The organism is Jejuia pallidilutea (genome assembly GCF_002973595.1).
Classification (GTDB): domain Bacteria; phylum Bacteroidota; class Bacteroidia; order Flavobacteriales; family Flavobacteriaceae; genus Jejuia; species Jejuia pallidilutea.
Genome location: NZ_PVEO01000001.1, coordinates 83,985 through 102,084, shown reverse-complemented (window position 1 = coordinate 102,084; position 18,100 = coordinate 83,985). Strand labels below are relative to the sequence as shown.

The window sequence follows — 18,100 nt, the reverse complement described above, 5'->3', positions numbered from 1 at the left end:
ACATAAAAATGATAGTTCTACTTGGTATAGTAGTGTTTTTGTATGCTTTTGCTTCAGTTAAAAACAATGTAAGAAATGTTACAAAGCCTAACATTTCATTCTTAGGTGAAAACAATCTATTTATCACCCATGAGACTGTTAGTAAATTGTTAATACAAAATCAAGACAGTATTAAAAATGTGCCTAAAGAAACTTTAGATTTGAATGTGTTAGAATTGGCCCTAAATTCTAATCCCATGATAAAATCGGCAGAGGTGTATGTTGCTGTAAATGGAACACTTAACGCCGAAATAAAACAAAAAAGACCTGTTGCGAGAGTAAACACAAACGCATCTTACTATATAGATGATGAGGGTGGTTTTATGCCCTTGTCCAGCAATTATACTGCAAGAGTGCCATTGGTTACAGGTTATGTTGAGAAAAATAATTTAAAACATGTTTTTAGAGTTGCCCAAAAAGTAGAAGCGGACAATTTTTTAAAACAGCATGTAGTAGAGATTCACCAAAGTGTAAATGGCGCTATAGCTTTAAGACTAAGACAGTGTAATTTTATAGTGAATCTGGGAAGTTTAAAACTTTTGGATAAGAAAATAAACAACTTAAAAGCGTTTTACAAAAAGAGTTTAAAAGAAAAAACGTTAGATAAGTACAGCAAAGTAAATTTGCAATTTGATAATCAAGTGGTGTGTACCAAAACGTAAAACATGGAACATAATTTAGCAGTAGGTTTAGATATAGGAACCACAAAAATTGTGGCAATGATTGGTCGTAGAAACGAATACGGCAAACTTGAGATTTTAGGTATTGGTAAATCTAAAAGTTTGGGTGTGCATCGTGGTGTTGTAAATAATATTACCCAAACTATACAATCTATTCAGCAGGCTGTGCAAGAGGCAGAAGCTACTGCCGAATTAAAGATTGAAGAAGTTACTGTAGGCATTGCAGGACAACATATTCGTAGTTTACAGCATAGTGACTATATCACAAGGCCAAATTCTGAAACGGTGATAGATGAGGATGATATAGATAGGCTCATTAACCAAGTACATAAATTGGTAATGCTTCCTGGTGAAGAAATAATCCATGTATTGCCACAAGAATTTAAAGTAGACGGACAAGCCGAAATTAAAGAGCCAATTGGCATGTACGGTGGCCGTTTAGAAGCAAACTTTCATGTGGTTGTTGGGCAAGTTTCATCCATTAGAAATATTGGGCGCTGCGTGCAAAGTTCTGGTTTAAATCTTGAAGGTATCACACTAGAGCCTTTGGCATCAGCAAACGCAGTATTAAGTCAAGAAGAAAAAGAAGCTGGTGTCGCCTTAATTGATATTGGGGGCGGAACTACCGATTTGGCCATTTTTAGAGACGGCATCATTCGTCATACAGCAGTTATTCCTTTTGGTGGAAACGTTATTACAGAAGACATTAAGGAAGGGTGTTCCATAATAGAAAAACAAGCAGAACTGTTAAAAATAAAATTTGGTTCAGCGTGGCCAGGAGAAAATAAAGATAACGAAATTGTATCTATACCTGGGTTAAGAGGACGAGAGCCTAAAGAAATTACTTTAAAAAACCTTTCTAGAATTATTCACGCACGAGTTGTAGAAATTGTAGAACAAGTGTTCGCAGAAATAAAAAATTACGGACACGAAGAGCAAAAAAAGAAATTAATTGCAGGCATAGTGTTAACTGGTGGTGGTAGCCAGTTAAAGCATTTAAAGCAATTGGTAGAATATATAACGGGAATGGATACCAGGATAGGGTATCCTAACGAGCATTTAGCTGGCGATAGTGATGCAGATGTTACGAGCCCGTTGTACGCTACCGCAGTAGGTTTAGTTTTAGACGGACTAAAGCGTAAGGAACGTAAGAAGGTAGAGCAGCAGGAACAAGAGGTATATGAAGAACAAATTAAAGATGAAGCTGTTAGCGAGGAGGAAATAGAAAAGCCTGTAAAAGAACGTAAGTCGTTTTTGGATAAATTAACCGAACGCGTTAAAGATTTTTTAGATAACGCAGAATAAGAACTAGAAAAGTAGAAATTGTTTAGCATACAATTTTAGAGAAGTTGCCAGATGGCGCAAAGAATAATTAACCATTGATTAAAATATAATATTTAGAACCCCAGAAAACAAGAATTTATGAGCAGCAAAAACGAATTCGAAAGCATTGCATTTGATTTACCTAAAAACCAATCAAATGTAATAAAGGTTATCGGTGTTGGCGGTGGCGGCAGCAATGCTATTAATCACATGTTCCAACAGGGTATAAAAGGCGTAGATTTTTATATCTGTAATACCGATGCACAAGCACTACAAAATAGTGGTGTGCCTAACAAAATACAGTTAGGTGTGAACTTAACCGAAGGATTAGGTGCTGGTGCAAACCCAGATATAGGAGAACAATCTGCAGTAGAGAGTTTTGACGAAATTTCGCAAATGCTAGATACTAATACTAAAATGGTTTTTATTACCGCAGGTATGGGCGGTGGTACTGGAACAGGTGCTGCACCAATAATTGCAAAAATGGCCAAAGATAAAGATATCTTAACCGTTGGTATTGTAACTATGCCGTTTCAGTTTGAAGGAAAAATGCGTTTAGAGCAATCTCAAAAAGGAATCGAAAAATTAAGAGAAGTTGTAGATTCCCTAATAGTAATAAACAATAACAAACTTCGTGAAGTATACGGAAATCTTGGATTTAAAGCTGGGTTCTCCAAAGCCGATGAAGTGCTATCTACTGCTGCTCGCGGAATAGCCGAAGTTATTACACATCACTATACACAAAACATAGATTTACGAGATGCTAAAACAGTACTAAGTAACAGTGGTACTGCAATTATGGGATCTTCAATCGCATCAGGTCAAAATAGAGCCCAAGATGCTATTCGTAAAGCTTTAGATTCTCCATTATTAAACGATAACAAAATTACAGGAGCTAAAAATGTATTGTTACTTATTGTTTCTGGAGCACAAGAAATTACTATTGATGAAATAGGGGAAATTAACGACCATATTCAAAACGAAGCAGGTCATGGCGCAAACATCATTATGGGTGTAGGTGAAGATGAAACTTTAGAAGAGTCAATTTCTGTAACTATTATTGCTACAGGCTTTAATATAGAACAGCAGGATGAAATTTCAAATACCGAAACTAAAAAGGTAGTTCACGCTTTGGAAGACGACTCTGAGACTAAAGATAAAGAGCCGGTTATAATAGCGCCAATGGTAGAGTTAGAGAAAAAAGAACCAAACCCTATTGTAAGGCATACATTAGATTTAGACGAAGTAGAAGAAGAGATAACCTCCGCAGAAAAAGTAGTGGTAGAAAAACCTAAAACAAGCGACAAACCCAAAGATATTACCTTAATACCAACATCAGAATTTATAAAAAACATGGATGTGGTATATGAAGAGGTTAAAGCAGGAGTAGAGGAAGACGATTTTATAATAAAGCCTGTTACCACTATGGAAGCCAAGGAAGAAGAAGTTATAGAGCATGAAGATGAAGATCAGCAAATAACCTTAACTTTTGATTTGCCTTTGCCTACCGAAAAAGTAGAAGAGCAGGAACCAGAAGAAAAAATAACATATAGCCTCGATGAAGATGAGGTTAAAGACCTACCTGTAAATGATTACGTAGAGCTAATTACGGTTACCGAAACAAATGAAGACGGTAACGATATTCGTTACGCTCTCGATGATTATATTGAAGCAGAATCTGCAATGAACCCATCTAAAACTAAAGTTAACGAAGTTGTAGAAGAAGTTCAAGAAGATATTGTTTTTGAAAGAAAGGTACTTCAGGAGGATATTACTGAAACATCAGAGGAAGAAGATGTAGAAGCCACAGAGTTGCCAATTTCTGAAATATTAAAACAACGTACTGCAGAACGCAGACGTAAAATGAAAGACTTTAATTATAAATTTAATAATTCAAAAATTGATGACATAGAAAAAGTGCCTGCCTACAAGAGGCAAGGTGTTAATTTAGATGAAGCAAAACATTCATCTGAAACAGATATGTCTAGAACAAGTGTTGGATTAGACGATAACGACGATATTCAAATAAGAACAAATAATTCTTTTTTACATGATAATGTAGACTAAGAACAGCACTTCTGTGTTTAACCTCACTTTAGTTATGATCCCGAAGAGTTTCCCTCATTCTTTTCGGGATTTTTTAGTAAAACTCATTTTTTTACAAGCCTAAAAATTGCAGTAAAAATAACAAATTGAACTAATCCCCCTGAAAAGCAGGATTACTTAAAGATAGTTCTCTCAAAACACATAATCTATTATATTCATTTCACTGTTAAATTCTTAACTTTTTTCTATCTTCGCAACACTTTCAAAACAAAGTTTATGAGTTTACAACAAGATATAATGACAGCCTTAAAAGATGCCATGAAAGCAAAAGACCAAACAGCTTTACAGGCTTTAAGAGCAATAAAGTCTGCTATATTATTAGCAAAAACCGAAAGCAATGCAGCTGAAGAATTAACAGAAGAACAGGGGCTTAAAATTCTTCAAAAACAAGTAAAACAAAGAAAGGACAGTGCTGCAGTTTATTTAGAACAAGGAAGAGAAGATTTGGCGGCACCAGAATTGGCTGAAGCAGAAATTATAAGTCAGTTCTTGCCAGAAGCCCTATCTGAAGAAGAGATTGAGAAAGTAGTAGATGCTACTATATCTCAAGTAGGAGCAGAAGGCATGAAAGACATGGGGAAGGTTATGGGAATGGTTAGTAAAGAATTAGCAGGACAAGCCGATGGAAAAACCATTTCAAATATTGTAAAACAAAAATTAAGTTAAAATAATAAAAGCGATTCCTGCTTTCGCAGGATTGAAAGGCTGCGTAGTTCAACTGGATAGAATATCAGATTTCGGCTCTGAGGGTTGGGGGTTCGAATCCCTCCGCGGTCACAAGTTACAAGCGTTACAGTATTGTTTGTTGTTGCATAGGTTAAGTTTTTTAAATTAAAAATACTATTGTAATAAGTTCGTTGGTATGCTTTCTATTGTTTTTAATGCCATTGAAATAAAACACACCAATTTCTATTAATTTAAAAACAGTAAACCTCTTTTGTTGTATTGGTAGTAAAATTTATTAAAATAGTATTGTACCCAAATCTCTATTTTTTTTGATATTGAATTTTGTCTAAAATTATTAGCTCAAATATTATATGAGACGTATTCTAATTTACCAATTACTAATAGCCCTTAGTGTAAGTTTTAATTTTTTTTATAGTAATGCTCAAGAAGTTAATCAAGCAGACATGCCAAACATTATACTCATTATGGCCGATGATTTAGGTTACGGCGATGTTGGTTTTAATGGTAACGATGTAATAATTACACCCCATCTTGATGGTATGTCTAAAAAAGGAATAACACTAACTAGTTTTTATGCGGCTGCCCCATTATGTTCTCCAACTAGAGCAAGTGTATTAACAGGCAGAAGCCCATTTAGACAGGGGATTTTTGCTGCTCATACGGCAGGTATGCGTCCAGCAGAAAAAACAATAGCTGAGATACTAAAACAACAAGGCTATAAAACAGGTTTTTTTGGTAAATGGCATATGGGGTGGCTACAACCAGACAAGGTAGAATCTAGAGGTGTTTATTCACCACCATGGCATCATGGGTACGAAGAAACTTTTGCCACTAAAAGTGCGGTGCCAACATGGAACCCTACTAAAACACCAAAAGGATGGAATAGTTGGGGAGCAAAAGCAGATGGTTCCTGGGGAGGATCTATTTATATTGAAAATGGTAAGCCTGTAACAAAAAATTTAGATGGCGATGATAGCAGGGTTATAATGGATAGGGTTATTCCGTTTATTGAAAATTCTATTGAAAACAAAGCGCCTTTTTTTGCTACGGTATGGTTTCATGCGCCACACGAGCCAGTAGTTGCTGGACCAGAGTATTTGGCAAAATACCCCAATTTGCCTAAGGCTAAAAAACACCTATATGGTTGTATTACTGCTATGGACGAACAAATAGGACGCTTAAATACATTCTTAAAAAACAATAATATCGATGAAAATACCCTTATTTTTTTCTGTAGTGATAATGGGCCATCTGATCCACTAGCAAAAAGAGGTATTGCATCAGCAGGACCTTTTAGAGGGCATAAACACCAAATGTGGGAAGGTGGTTTGCGTGTGCCATCATTAATTTATTGGCCAGGGCATATTAAAAAAGGTACAGTTTCTAATGCACAAACATCTACCAACGATTATTTTCCAACTATACTTGATCTTTTAAATATTAAGCCAAATAAAAAAGTTCCTCTAGACGGAATAAGTTTAAAACCACTTATAAATGGTGACGTTAATATTGATAAAAATCCTGTGGCTTTTGGGTATCAGCGCCTTTATAAAAAAACAGAATTATATGCTTACATCAATGGTCAGTATAAGATTTGTATTCCAGAAGTAGGTGACGATATGATGCTTTTTGATTTGGAAAACGATCCGGCAGAAACAAATAATTTAGCCTTAGAAAAACCAGAGCTTTTTAAGAAAATGTGTTTAGAATTAGAAAAAATAAAAATGTCGTGGAAAGCTAGTAGAGAAGGTAAAGACTACCAATGGTAAAGGATAAATTTTAGAGATTATTAATAAAAAAACTTAATTTCTATAGTGCTAATTACTATTCTTTTTTGGCTGTAAAACAACTACTAATCGTGCAAACGATGCTATAAAAAAATATCTTTAGAAGGTGCTAAAGTAAATGAGTATCATAAAGCGGGGTAAAAGGAGTAGTACTTACTAACCCGTTGAAAAGCTTACATTAAATACACGGGTGTATAGTAGTTTAATAGAATATTTTGACTCTTACAATGAAAGGAAAAATCAGGTATATAAAATTAATTCTATCGATAATAGGTGTTTTACTATTTGCCAATTGTAAAGTTAAAGTACAAAATAAAATTACAAAGCCTAATGTGCTCTTTATTTCTGTAGATGATTTAAATGACTGGGAAGGGGCATTGTTAGGCCATCCTCAAGCTATAACGCCAAATATGGATAAACTTTTTGCAGAAGGTGTTCTATTTACTAATGCACATTGTTCTCAACCTGTTTGTACGGCATCAAGAAATTCTGTTTTAAGTGGAATACATCCTACTTCTTCGGGTTGGTATAGTTCTACTAAGAACATGAAAAAAAACTACAATAAAGTTATGGTTAACCATATGATGCTTCCTGAATATTTTAAAGCAAATGGATATAATACCTATGCTACAGGAAAAGTTTTTCATAGTGGAGAGTCTGATTATCCAGAGAAAACAGATGATTTTTGGACAGAGTATTCTCCACATTTTTGGAAAAACATGGAGCCTCATATAAAAGCAAATGGGTACGGGTATAGAGGGGCTATGTTTTATCCGTTTCCAGAAAATGGAGGTCAGCTTGTAGAATTATACGGTAAGGATACTATTAACAATTATTTTAAATCCAGAAATAGATTTTATTCGTTATGTGGTGGTCCTTTAGACGATAACGATATACCAGAAAAAGGTATGTATGATGAACAAATAGCTAATTGGGCTATAAATAAACTAAAGCAGCCTCATAAAAACCCCTTTTTTCTCTCAATCGGCTTCATTAGGCCACATGTACCGTATACAGCTCCTAAAAAGTATTTTGATTTATATCCTATAGAAGATATAGTAGTACCTAAAGTGCCTGAAAACGAGTTTAACGATATACCTTTAATGGGAAAAGCTATAGCCTTTGGAAGTACTCCTAAAGGCGGTTGGCAAGATGTTAAAGCTAAAGAGAATTTTTTGCCAGAATTAGTACAGTCGTACTTAGCTTGTATAACATTTGTTGATGAACAAATAGGAAAAGTGGTAGAAGCATTAAAAAAAAGTTCTTATGCAAATAATACAATTATAGTTTTGTGGTCTGATCATGGTCAACATTTAGGAGAGAAAAAGCATTTTAGAAAACAAGCCTTATGGCAAGAAGCAACCAAAGTCCCATTATTTTTTAGAGTCCCTAATAATAAAAATAAGTATAAGAGCAAACAAGTAGTTAGCTTATTAGATATTTACCCCACACTTGTAGAATTGTGTAATTTACCAAAAGTACAAGAATTACAAGGCGAAAGTTTAGTTTCACATTTATATAAACCAGAAACCATTAAAAATAGATTTGTACTATCAACATGGTATTATAAAAACCATGCGGTTATAAGCAATAACTGGCGGTATATTCGTTATAGAGATGGTGGTGAAGAATTGTACAACCATAACTCAGACCCTGATGAACATACTAATTTAGCTAAGAATCCACTGTATGCCAAAGTTATTGAAGAACACAAAAAGTGGTTGCCAGACCACGATGCATTACCTGCAGGCTCTAGTAAATGGGAAGGCGATAATTTAGATAAAAGGGTGCAACGATGGATTGCAAAGGACTCAATTCCTATTTGGTTAAAATAACATAGGTAAAATGAATAGCTTTAAAACAAAAGCCAGATTATTATTGGTAACTGCTTTTTTGTATGGATGTAAAACACCAAAATATTTAACAAATAAAGTACCTAATGATATGGAGGTTTATTTGCTCATTGGGCAATCTAACATGGCAGGAAGAGCAATAATTGAGCCCCAAGATAGCGATAGTCTAGAACATGTGTTTTTATTTACAGGTGAAAAAGGAAATATTTGGAATAAAGCTGTAAATCCATTAAATACATACTCTACAGTAAGAAAGAAGTTAAGTATGCAAAAATTAGGCCCTGGATATGCTTTTGCTAAAGCAATGATAAAAGCTAACCCAAATAAAAACATAGGATTAGTTGTTAATGCAAAAGGAGGTACTTCTATAGAAGAATGGGCGCCTAATGGTACATTATACCAACAGGCTGTAATAAGAACAAGTAAAGCCTTAAAAAACGGTGTTCTAAAAGGTGTTTTGTGGCATCAAGGGGAGTCTAATACTGCACATTACAACACGTACATGCCTAAATTAATAACCTTAATAAAGGCTATACGTAACGATTTTAATTTGCCTAATTTGCCTTTTGTAGTAGGGCAATTATCACCAGATAAACCTGAGAGAATAAATTTTAACAAAATGCTTTTAGAATTACCTAAATCGATTATTCATACAGCGGTAGTAAAAACAGATAGTACATCTACCATCGACAAAACCCATTTTGATAGTGCTAGTCAAAGACTTTTAGGGAGGCGATATGCAGAAGAAATGCTAAAATTATTAGATTAATAATTATAAGTTTCTTATAATTATTGGTTGAAATATTCGTTATTGCCATATGCTGATTACTATAATTGTTAACGAGGTAGTTTATTACGGAAATCCAGTAATTTTAGGAATTCTATTTTCAGCATTAGCATCTTTGGTTTTTTATTATGCTTTTAGAATGTTAGAGATGAGTTACGTCCTTAAGTATAAAAAACCGCTTTACAATCATTTATATTTAAATTTAAAAAAACTAAACACCGAACAAAGAGTTGTTTTACAAAACAGTTTCCCGTTTTATAAAAAACTAAGCAAAAAAGAAAAAACATATTTTGAGCATAGAGTAGTTTCCTTTATTAACGATAAGGATTTTATAGGTAGGGATTTAGATGTTATTACTGAAGAAATGAAAGTTTTAATCTCTGCAACAGCCATCATGTTAACGTTTGGTTTTAGAGACTTTTATATCGGTTTAATTTCAAAAATAGTTGTTTACCCAGATAAGTTTTATTCAAATGTAAACAAGACTTACCACAAGGGAGAATTTAATCCCAAGTTAAAAACATTGGTACTATCCTGGAAGGATTTTAAGCAAGGTTTTGATATTGGAAACGATAATTTAAATTTAGGAATACACGAGTTTACACATGCCATTCATCTTAACAGCATAAAAGAACGCGATGTGAGCTCCACTATTTTTACTGATTCTTTTAAGGAATTGTCAATGCTAATATCAACAAATAATTCGTTAAGAGATGAGTTATTGGGTTTTGAATATTTTAGAAATTATGCCTACACAAACCAGTTTGAGTTTATAGCGGTTGCGGTTGAGAATTTTGTTGAAACACCTAAAGATTTTAAGGCGAAGTTTCCAGAGATTTACAACAAAATAAAACAAATGTTGAACTTCAATTTTGCTGGATATTAAATATCTACATGATTTTTATCATGATTTTTTTGCTTTTGAATTCCTAATTTTAGAGGAAAGTAAACTAAACACCTAAATAAGATGATACGAAAAGCACCAATTTCTATGATAATGACAGAGCATGTTATTACTTTGAAAAGAAACGATAATTTAGAAAAAGCAGAAAAATTATTCAAACAATACAAAATAAGGCATATTCCTGTAGTTGAGGACAATACTATTGTGGGCATGTTAAGCTATTCTGATTTGTTAAGATTAAGTTTTGCAGATGTAACTGATGATAATGATACTGCTGCAGATGTAATGGTATATAGCATGTTTACCATAGATCAAATTATGAAGAAAAAAATAGTTTGTGTATCGCCTTCAAACTCTATTAAAGAGGTGGCTGAAATACTTGCTAAAAAGGAGTTTCATGCATTGCCTGTGGTTAATAATAATAAGTTGGTAGGCATAGTAACTACCACCGATTTAATAAACTATTTACTAGAACAATTTTAATTGTTGTTTCTGGTGTGCTTTGTACAAGGTTATTTAATAGTGTTGTTTTGAATATAGTTAAGCGTTTTTTTGTGTATTGTAGTTAGATTTACTGTAAGCCATAAATTTTAATTTGCTTCAGTTAGTTTGCTTTACTTCGATGTTCAACTAAAAAATTATTACCATGAGAGCGGAAATTTCAGTGTCTAGTATAATGACCAAAAATCTCATAGCCTTAACACGTTCTGATGATTTAGAGAGAGCAGAACTATTGTTTAAGAGATACAAGATAAGACATATGCCTGTAGTTTCTGGTGAAACTATTATAGGTATGCTTAGTTATACAGATTTAATGCGTATAAGTTATGCGGAAACGTCATCAGTTAAAGAAGACAGATTAGAAACTGTTGTTTACAATAATTTTACGATAGAGCAAGTAATGCAAAAGGATGTTGTAACAATTAGTGCTAATACACCTATTAAAGAAGCTGCTAAAATATTAGCAGAACGAGAGTTTCATGCATTACCTGTAGTTGAAGACGGTACTTTAGTTGGTATAGTAACAACTACCGATTTATTAAAGTATTTTATAAAACAGTTTTAAGAATTTGCAACAAGTTTTAGTTCTTTAATAGTTTCTTGTTGGTTGCTGCTTTTAAAAACATGGCTTCCGGCTACAAAAACGTCTGCGCCCGCGTCTACAAGCTTTTTAATGTTTTTATTAGTAACTCCACCATCAATTTCTATTCGAGTATCTAAACCTTGTTCGTTTATCATCTCACGGAGTTTTTTTATACGCTTATAAGTGATATCTTCGAATTTCTGACCGCCAAACCCGGGGTTTATAGACATTAGCAGTACCATAAAACATTCTGGTAAAATATCTTCTAAAACAGAAACAGGTGTGGTGAGATTAAGTACTACACCAGCTTTACAACCTGTAGCTTTTATTTGCCTAAGGGTTCTATGTAAATGTACCGTAGATTCGTAATGTACAGTAATAATATCTGCTCCAACTTTTGCAAATTCCTCGATGTAGCGTTCTGGTTTTTCAATCATTAAATGCACATCAAGAGGTTTTGTAGCGTGCTTTTTAATAGCTTGTATAATTGGCATACCATAAGAAATATTTGGAACAAAATGCCCATCCATTACGTCTATGTGAAACCAATCGGCATCACTATTGTTTACCATTTCTGTATCTCGTTGTAAATTGCCAAAATCGGCAGCAAGCATTGAAGGAGCAATTAGTTTAGAACTCATACTATAAAAATTTCTTTGCGTAAAAATAAGATTTTAATGCAGGTGTTACCCAACGGTTTTAATAAAGTTTTCCACCATGGTTATTAATTTGTTGGCTACTTGATGATCTGCATTTTTTAGCCAGTTTAAGTACTCGTTAAGTTCTTCAAACTCACTGCTGCTTTTTACTACTGTAAAACCAAAGTTATAATCTTCAAAAATGCGTTCTTCTACATTTATATTAATAACTTTTATAATATTTCTATGTCTTGTGTCAAATCTTATTTTGTCGAAGGTTTTGTCTACATTTTCTTCTAATCCTTCAAGTACTTGTAAAAAATTACCATTATGAAATATTAAAATACCTGTAATATTATTTATTAGGTTGTTCTCCTTTGCTTTTTTATAGATTTTTTTAATACTCTCAATAGATTCATTCGATCTTGAGTCGCTTATGTAACATATGGTTTTTAGCATTTTAGCTACGAGGGTTTTTGGTTTAAAAAGTAAATGGAAAAATAATCTACTGGCTGAGAAAATTTAGCTTTTTTGTTACAAATATAAAACTCTTTTTTTCAAGTATTTGTTTTAGAGGAAATTATCTAGATAATGCCGAAAATAAACCCGCGGTAATCAGCCGCGGGTTCTTTCATCAATCAAAAAACGAACAGTTATGTGTAACTGTTGTTGCCTTAATTTAGTCGTAACACCTTAGCGTTACTAACCTAAATATGTTTTTAATATTTTACTTCTAGATGTATGTTTTAATCTACGAATAGCTTTTTCTTTTATTTGTCTTACACGCTCACGGGTTAAGTCGAACGTTTCACCAATTTCTTCTAAAGTCATTGGGTGCTGGTTTCCTAAACCAAAGTATAAGCGAATAACATCAGCTTCACGAGGTGTTAAGGTTTCTAAGGCACGTTCTATTTCTGTGCGTAAAGATTCGTGCAATAATTCCTTGTCAGGATTTGGCGATTCACCTGAGTTTAAAACGTCGTATAGGTTGGAATCTTCTCCTTCAACCAAAGGTGCATCCATACTTACATGGCGACCAGAGTTTTTCATAGACTCTTTAACATCGTTAATGGTCATATCCAACTCTTTTGCGATTTCTTCGGCAGAAGGCGGGCGCTCATGACTTTGCTCTAAAAAAGCAAATGTTTTATTAATCTTGTTAATAGAACCAATTTTATTTAGAGGTAAACGTACAATACGAGACTGTTCAGCTAGAGCTTGTAATATCGATTGACGAATCCACCAAACAGCATAAGATATAAATTTAAAACCACGTGTTTCATCAAAACGTTGCGCAGCTTTAATTAAGCCTAAGTTACCTTCGTTAATTAAATCTGGTAATGTTAATCCTTGGTTTTGGTATTGTTTTGCTACAGATACAACAAAACGCAAGTTAGCTTTTGTTAACTTTTCTAAAGCTATTTGGTCGCCAGCTTTAATACGTTGTGCTAACTCAACTTCTTCATCGGCTGTAATTAAATCTACCTTACCAATTTCCTGTAGATATTTATCTAACGAAGCGGTTTCTCTGTTAGTAACCTGCTTCGTAATTTTAAGTTGTCTCATCTAATGTTTTCTGTAATTTAATTGTGAATTTATAGGGCACTCAATAGTTATACGTATAAACATCACTTTTTGTTACAAAAAGGCTTAAAATATTTTAAGGTACTTTTAAAAATAAGACACTAAAATTATGTAAAAGTCACAAAATCAATTGTTTTCTGGGGTTTGATGTTACACTGAATTAGATAAACTACTAAAAATTATATACGAATTAGTTTTTTATCACTCAAGTTAATATCCTCTAGCATGTCTTTAGAAAACTGTATATGGCCTCTAGTAGTAATTAATTTAAATCTGTGTGATTTTAGGTTGCTAAGCGCATTTAAAAAAAGCCATTTAGATTTTAAAAGTTTTGGTTTTTCTGACTTTAAACTAATATCGAAGAAATATTTCCTACCCTCTTTAGTGGCAACAATATCGGGGGTTACGGCAATATCACTTCCTTTTTTTGTGTAAGATTTAGGTGTTTCGTAACCATCAATATCAGCTTTAAGGTTTTCAAAGCCACGGTTTTCCAAATAATCAATAGAATTTTCTAAAATGCTTGAGTACTTTTCTTTGTCGCTGTAAATCATATCACCATGTATTTAAAAGATTAAACTCTTAATATACAGGTTAATATGAGAAAATCAAGTTTTTAACAAGGTTTAACGTTTTTATGGAATAAAAAAGGTTACAAAAAGGTCTTATACAACTTTGTTCACTTTAAGGAGTTAGCTCCTAATTTAAATTTATATGGCACTTATAATGTGTCTATTTTTTCTCTGGTAAGCCTCTTGTTAACCAACCTCTTCTACTTGCTGTTGCTATGGCATACGGTGTAATCCAAAATAGACCAAACGTGTATAGAATACTATACGAATAAGCCCAAAATGCTTCTAATGATTTATAACGATGCGCAAAGAACAGTACAGAGAATGTTGAAAAAACTAAAATAGTAACCAATGTTGAACCTAAAAATAGTAGTGGGTGTACTAAAACAAAAAACAGCATAAAAACCAATAATGGAAAACTCATGATTATTTTAGAAAATTGACTGATAAACAAAAGGCGTGTACCAAACTTAGATCCTTTTCTAAAATTTGTAAATACATATTTAGCCATTTCTAGATTTTCGCGAACATTACTGCGTCCCCATCTAATAAACATTTTATACAGCCCTGGATATTCTTCGGGAACATTAGTATAGGCTACAGCATTTTTTTGGAACAACACATGTTTTCCTTGTTTTAAAATCATATTAGTCATAGCTCTGTCTTCACCAATATCCGAGGGTTGCCCCATAAATTTTTGGTTAATCCACTCTGGCAAGCATTTATGTACTGCCGTACTACGATACGCTGCTAAAGCCCCTGGTGTACAAAGTACAGAATTTAAATTACTTTCTGCCGATCGAACAAATTCAAAGCTTAATACAAAACTAACGTCTAGCATTTTTGGAAGTATTGCTTTCTTATTTAAAACACGAATGTTTCCAGCAACAGCACCACAGTTTTTATGCTTTACAAACGGACTTACCAAATGCCTAATGGTGTCGCTATTTACTATAGAATCGCTATCTACGGTAACAAATATTTCTCCTGTGCCAATATTAAAACCACGGTATAGCGCATGGCGTTTACCTTTGTTTTCTGGCTGTTTAAAAACCTCTAATCTATCGCCTAATTTATGTTTTGCATCCAGTATCCAGTTCCATGTATCATCTAAACTGCCATCGTCTATGGCTAATAATTGTAATTTGTTTTTTGGATAATTACTTTTTTCTAAGCTCATTAGTGTGTCCCATACTTGTTTGCCTTCGTTGTATGCAGGTACAATAACCGTACATGTTGGTAATTCCTCATCGGTTACAGAGGCTATTGGTTTATATTTAAAAAAGTTGTAAAGCATATATATAAAAAGTAATGCTTTGTAAACCATTACACTTAGCGCCATAATTGCAAAAGTTAAACCAAGTGTGGTGCTTAAGCGTTTAGCATTAAACTGTTCAAAATCGTTATGAAATACAGAAAAAAAGTAAATGCCAATACCTATTATTAAAAATGTACTTATGGAGGTAATGCTATTTTGAGAGATTTCACCAGTTTCTTTAGTGTATAAAAAAGCATTTAAGGTGCTTTTAAGTTTCTTTATCATTAATTTAATTTTACTGAAACTATTTCTGGTTGCCATAAATCTTTTAGTGTTTTAATTGTTTGCTGTTAGGTAGATGTACGTGGCAAAATTTTATTTAGATGTTTTTTAATATTTATTTAAGACTTAATTTTTTTCTGAAATATTATCGTAAAAAGAAACCCTAAATGGATAGTTCCATTTAGGGTTGTTTACATGAGTTTAAAAAAAGAGAATTAATCCTCGTTTTTGTCTTCTCTAGGTTTTCTATCATCTCTACGGTTATCGCGGTTGCGATTATCACGTCCACGATTGTCTCTACCGCGATTATCACGTCCACCACCTCTGTTGTTATCTCTTGGCGGTCTTTCTTTAAAACCTTCTGGTTTTGGTAAAATAGCCTTACGAGATACTTTTTCCTTGCGTGTTCTTGGGTCTATCCCAAAATACTTCACATCAAAAACATCGCCCATATTAACTACATCACTTACATTCTCAGTACGTTCCCAAGCTAGTTCGCTTACGTGTAATAATACTTCGTTTCCTGGTGCTTCTGTATATTCAACCACAGCACCAAAATCTAGCATTTTAATTACTTTTACTTCGTAAACGCTACCAACTTCTGGTTTAAACATTAAGGCATCTATTTTTGCCATTACAGCATCTATACCTTTGCTGCCAACGCCTAAAACTTCAACTATACCTTCTTCTGTAACAGGATCTTCATTGATAACGATAGTGGTTTCGGTTTCTTTTTGTAATTCTTGAATTACTTTACCACCAGGACCAATTAACGCACCAATAAACTCATTAGGTATACGTCTTGTAACCATTGTAGGTGCATGATCTTTAACTTCTGGATTTGGTGTTGCTATAGTTTCGGTAATTTTATCTAAAATATGTAAACGACCTTCACGAGCTTGTTTTAAAGCATTTACTAGAATTTCATATGATAATCCTTTTACCTTAATATCCATTTGGCAAGCTGTAATACCATCGGCAGTACCGGTAACTTTAAAGTCCATATCTCCTAAGTGATCTTCATCACCTAAAATATCAGACAATACAGCATATTTTCCAGATTCAACATCGGTAATTAATCCCATTGCAATACCGGAAACAGGTTTTTTAAGTTGTACACCGGCATCCATCATCGCCATAGTACCAGCACAAACTGTAGCCATTGATGAAGAACCGTTAGATTCTAAAATCTCAGATACAACTCTTACTGTGTAAGGGCAATCTTCTGGCACCATACCTTTTAAGGCACGTTGCGCTAAATTACCATGTCCTATCTCACGACGCGATGTACCACGTATAGGTCTTGCTTCTCCAGTTGAAAAAGGAGGGAAGTTATAATGTAAATAAAAGCGTTCTTCACCTTCAAAAGATGGCATATCTATTTGGTTGGCTTCACGAGAAGTTCCTAAGGTAACCGTAGCCAATGCTTGTGTTTCTCCACGTGTAAAAATAGATGATCCGTGTGTAGATGGTAAGTAATCAATCTCACACCAAATTGGTCTAATTTCGTTTGTTTTCCTACCATCTAAACGTAAACCTTCATCTAGGGTTAAGTTTCTAATGGCCGATTTTTGCGCTTTTGCTACGTACTTATGAATTAGTTTACCTAATTCCTCTTGCTCTTCTTCAGAAAAAGATTCAAATACCTCTTCTTTTATTTTACTAAACGCTTCGCCTCTTTCGTGTTTTGCAGAACCAGCTTTTGCGATGGCATACGTTTTATCGTAAACCATATCGTGTATTTTTTTTGCTAAATCTTCATCTTCAGCTTCAGGCTCATACTCGCGTACTTCTTTTTTTCCAAAAGCTTCAGCTAACTTTACCTGTGCAGCACATTGCTCTTTAATGGCATCGTGAGCAAATTTAATAGCATCGGCCATTTCTTCTTCAGAAATCTCATCCATTTCACCTTCAACCATCATTACAGAGTCTGCGGAAGCACCAACCATCATGTCGATATCGCATTCTAATAATTGTGCCTGTGTAGGGTTAATGATAAACTCGCCGTTAAGACGCCCAACACGAACTTCTGAGATTGGTGTTTCAAAAGGAATGTCGGATAGCTGAATGGCTGCAGAGGCAGCTAAACCAGCCATAGCATCGGGCATAACGTTATCGTCATGAGACATTAATTGAATCATTACCTGAGTTTCAGCATGGTAATCTTTTGGGAATAACGGACGCAAAACACGGTCTACTAAACGCATAGTTAATACCTCACCATCACTCGGTCTCGCCTCTCTTTTAAAGAAACCGCCAGGGTATCTTCCCGCTGCTGCAAATTTTTCCCTATAATCTACCGTTAAAGGTAAAAAATCGACATCTGCAGCATGGTAATTAGAAACAACTGTACACAAAAGCATACATTTTCCAGATTTTACAACAACAGAGCCATGCGCCTGTTTTGCTAATTTTCCGGTTTCAATAGAAATTTCTCTACCGTCACCAAGGTCTATAACCTCTTTAAATGTTTGTGGAATCATAAATTTTTTCTTCTAATTTAGGCAAAAGTATAC

General features: G+C 33.9%; 16 protein-coding genes and 1 tRNA gene. 11 read left to right on the top strand and 6 right to left on the bottom strand.

Annotated features, from left to right (window positions below; genetic code table 11):
• Window positions 1-8: 8 nt before the first annotated feature.
• The 11 genes from CLV33_RS00485 (at window position 9) to CLV33_RS00435 (ending at window position 11,232) form a co-directional block, all read left to right on the top strand.
• Window positions 9-701, top strand: coding sequence for a cell division protein FtsQ/DivIB (locus tag CLV33_RS00485; protein WP_317045145.1), 693 nt, complete (start codon window positions 9-11; stop codon window positions 699-701).
• A gap of 3 nt (window positions 702-704) precedes the next feature.
• The gene (ftsA, locus tag CLV33_RS00480; RefSeq protein WP_105472252.1) at window positions 705-2,024 is read left to right on the top strand and encodes a cell division protein FtsA; all 1,320 of its coding nucleotides are present in this window, start codon (window positions 705-707) and stop codon (window positions 2,022-2,024) included.
• Window positions 2,025-2,141: 117 nt separating this feature from the next.
• Complete coding sequence (gene ftsZ, locus CLV33_RS00475; RefSeq protein WP_042244997.1) at window positions 2,142-4,109, top strand: cell division protein FtsZ; 1,968 nt, start codon at window positions 2,142-2,144, stop codon at window positions 4,107-4,109.
• A gap of 255 nt (window positions 4,110-4,364) precedes the next feature.
• A complete protein-coding gene (locus tag CLV33_RS00470) occupies window positions 4,365-4,814 on the top strand; it encodes a GatB/YqeY domain-containing protein (RefSeq protein ID WP_105472251.1) in 450 nt (149 codons plus the stop codon).
• Between the two features lie 37 nt (window positions 4,815-4,851).
• Window positions 4,852-4,925, top strand: a tRNA-Arg gene (locus CLV33_RS00465).
• Window positions 4,926-5,185: 260 nt separating this feature from the next.
• Window positions 5,186-6,604: a sulfatase family protein gene (locus CLV33_RS00460; RefSeq protein ID WP_105472250.1), complete on the top strand. Its 1,419-nt coding sequence runs from the start codon at window positions 5,186-5,188 to the stop codon at window positions 6,602-6,604.
• A 245-nt stretch (window positions 6,605-6,849) separates the two neighbouring features.
• Window positions 6,850-8,457, top strand: coding sequence for a sulfatase (locus CLV33_RS00455; RefSeq protein WP_105472249.1), 1,608 nt, complete (start codon window positions 6,850-6,852; stop codon window positions 8,455-8,457).
• A 10-nt stretch (window positions 8,458-8,467) separates the two neighbouring features.
• Window positions 8,468-9,244 carry a sialate O-acetylesterase gene (locus tag CLV33_RS00450; RefSeq protein WP_105472248.1) on the top strand — a complete coding sequence of 259 codons (777 nt, stop codon included), beginning with the start codon at window positions 8,468-8,470 and terminating at the stop codon, window positions 9,242-9,244.
• Window positions 9,245-9,293: 49 nt separating this feature from the next.
• A complete protein-coding gene (locus CLV33_RS00445) occupies window positions 9,294-10,148 on the top strand; it encodes a zinc-dependent peptidase (protein ID WP_105472247.1) in 855 nt (284 codons plus the stop codon).
• Between the two features lie 81 nt (window positions 10,149-10,229).
• Window positions 10,230-10,649, top strand: a complete 420-nt coding sequence (locus tag CLV33_RS00440; RefSeq protein WP_042244988.1) for a CBS domain-containing protein — start codon at window positions 10,230-10,232, stop codon at window positions 10,647-10,649.
• 163 nt (window positions 10,650-10,812) lie between these two features.
• The gene (locus tag CLV33_RS00435) at window positions 10,813-11,232 is read left to right on the top strand and encodes a CBS domain-containing protein (protein ID WP_170063950.1); all 420 of its coding nucleotides are present in this window, start codon (window positions 10,813-10,815) and stop codon (window positions 11,230-11,232) included.
• On the opposite strand, the gene rpe is transcribed toward CLV33_RS00435, so the two are convergent.
• The 6 genes from rpe to CLV33_RS00405 form a co-directional block, all read right to left on the bottom strand.
• Entirely contained in the window at window positions 11,229-11,891 is a 663-nt protein-coding gene (gene rpe / locus CLV33_RS00430; RefSeq protein ID WP_105472246.1) for a ribulose-phosphate 3-epimerase, read from the bottom strand. The genes CLV33_RS00435 and rpe overlap by 4 nt on opposite strands.
• Before the next feature lie 45 nt (window positions 11,892-11,936).
• Window positions 11,937-12,347 (bottom strand): BLUF domain-containing protein, encoded by a 411-nt coding sequence (locus CLV33_RS00425; protein WP_052415028.1) that lies wholly within the window; start codon window positions 12,345-12,347, stop codon window positions 11,937-11,939.
• A 243-nt stretch (window positions 12,348-12,590) separates the two neighbouring features.
• Complete coding sequence (locus CLV33_RS00420) at window positions 12,591-13,454, bottom strand: sigma-70 family RNA polymerase sigma factor (RefSeq protein WP_019387909.1); 864 nt, start codon at window positions 13,452-13,454, stop codon at window positions 12,591-12,593.
• 197 nt (window positions 13,455-13,651) lie between these two features.
• Complete coding sequence (locus CLV33_RS00415) at window positions 13,652-14,026, bottom strand: hypothetical protein (protein WP_105472245.1); 375 nt, start codon at window positions 14,024-14,026, stop codon at window positions 13,652-13,654.
• A 178-nt stretch (window positions 14,027-14,204) separates the two neighbouring features.
• Window positions 14,205-15,587, bottom strand: a complete 1,383-nt coding sequence (locus CLV33_RS00410; protein WP_105472244.1) for a glycosyltransferase — start codon at window positions 15,585-15,587, stop codon at window positions 14,205-14,207.
• Between the two features lie 212 nt (window positions 15,588-15,799).
• Complete coding sequence (locus CLV33_RS00405; protein WP_042244978.1) at window positions 15,800-18,067, bottom strand: polyribonucleotide nucleotidyltransferase; 2,268 nt, start codon at window positions 18,065-18,067, stop codon at window positions 15,800-15,802.
• Window positions 18,068-18,100 lie beyond the last annotated feature (33 nt).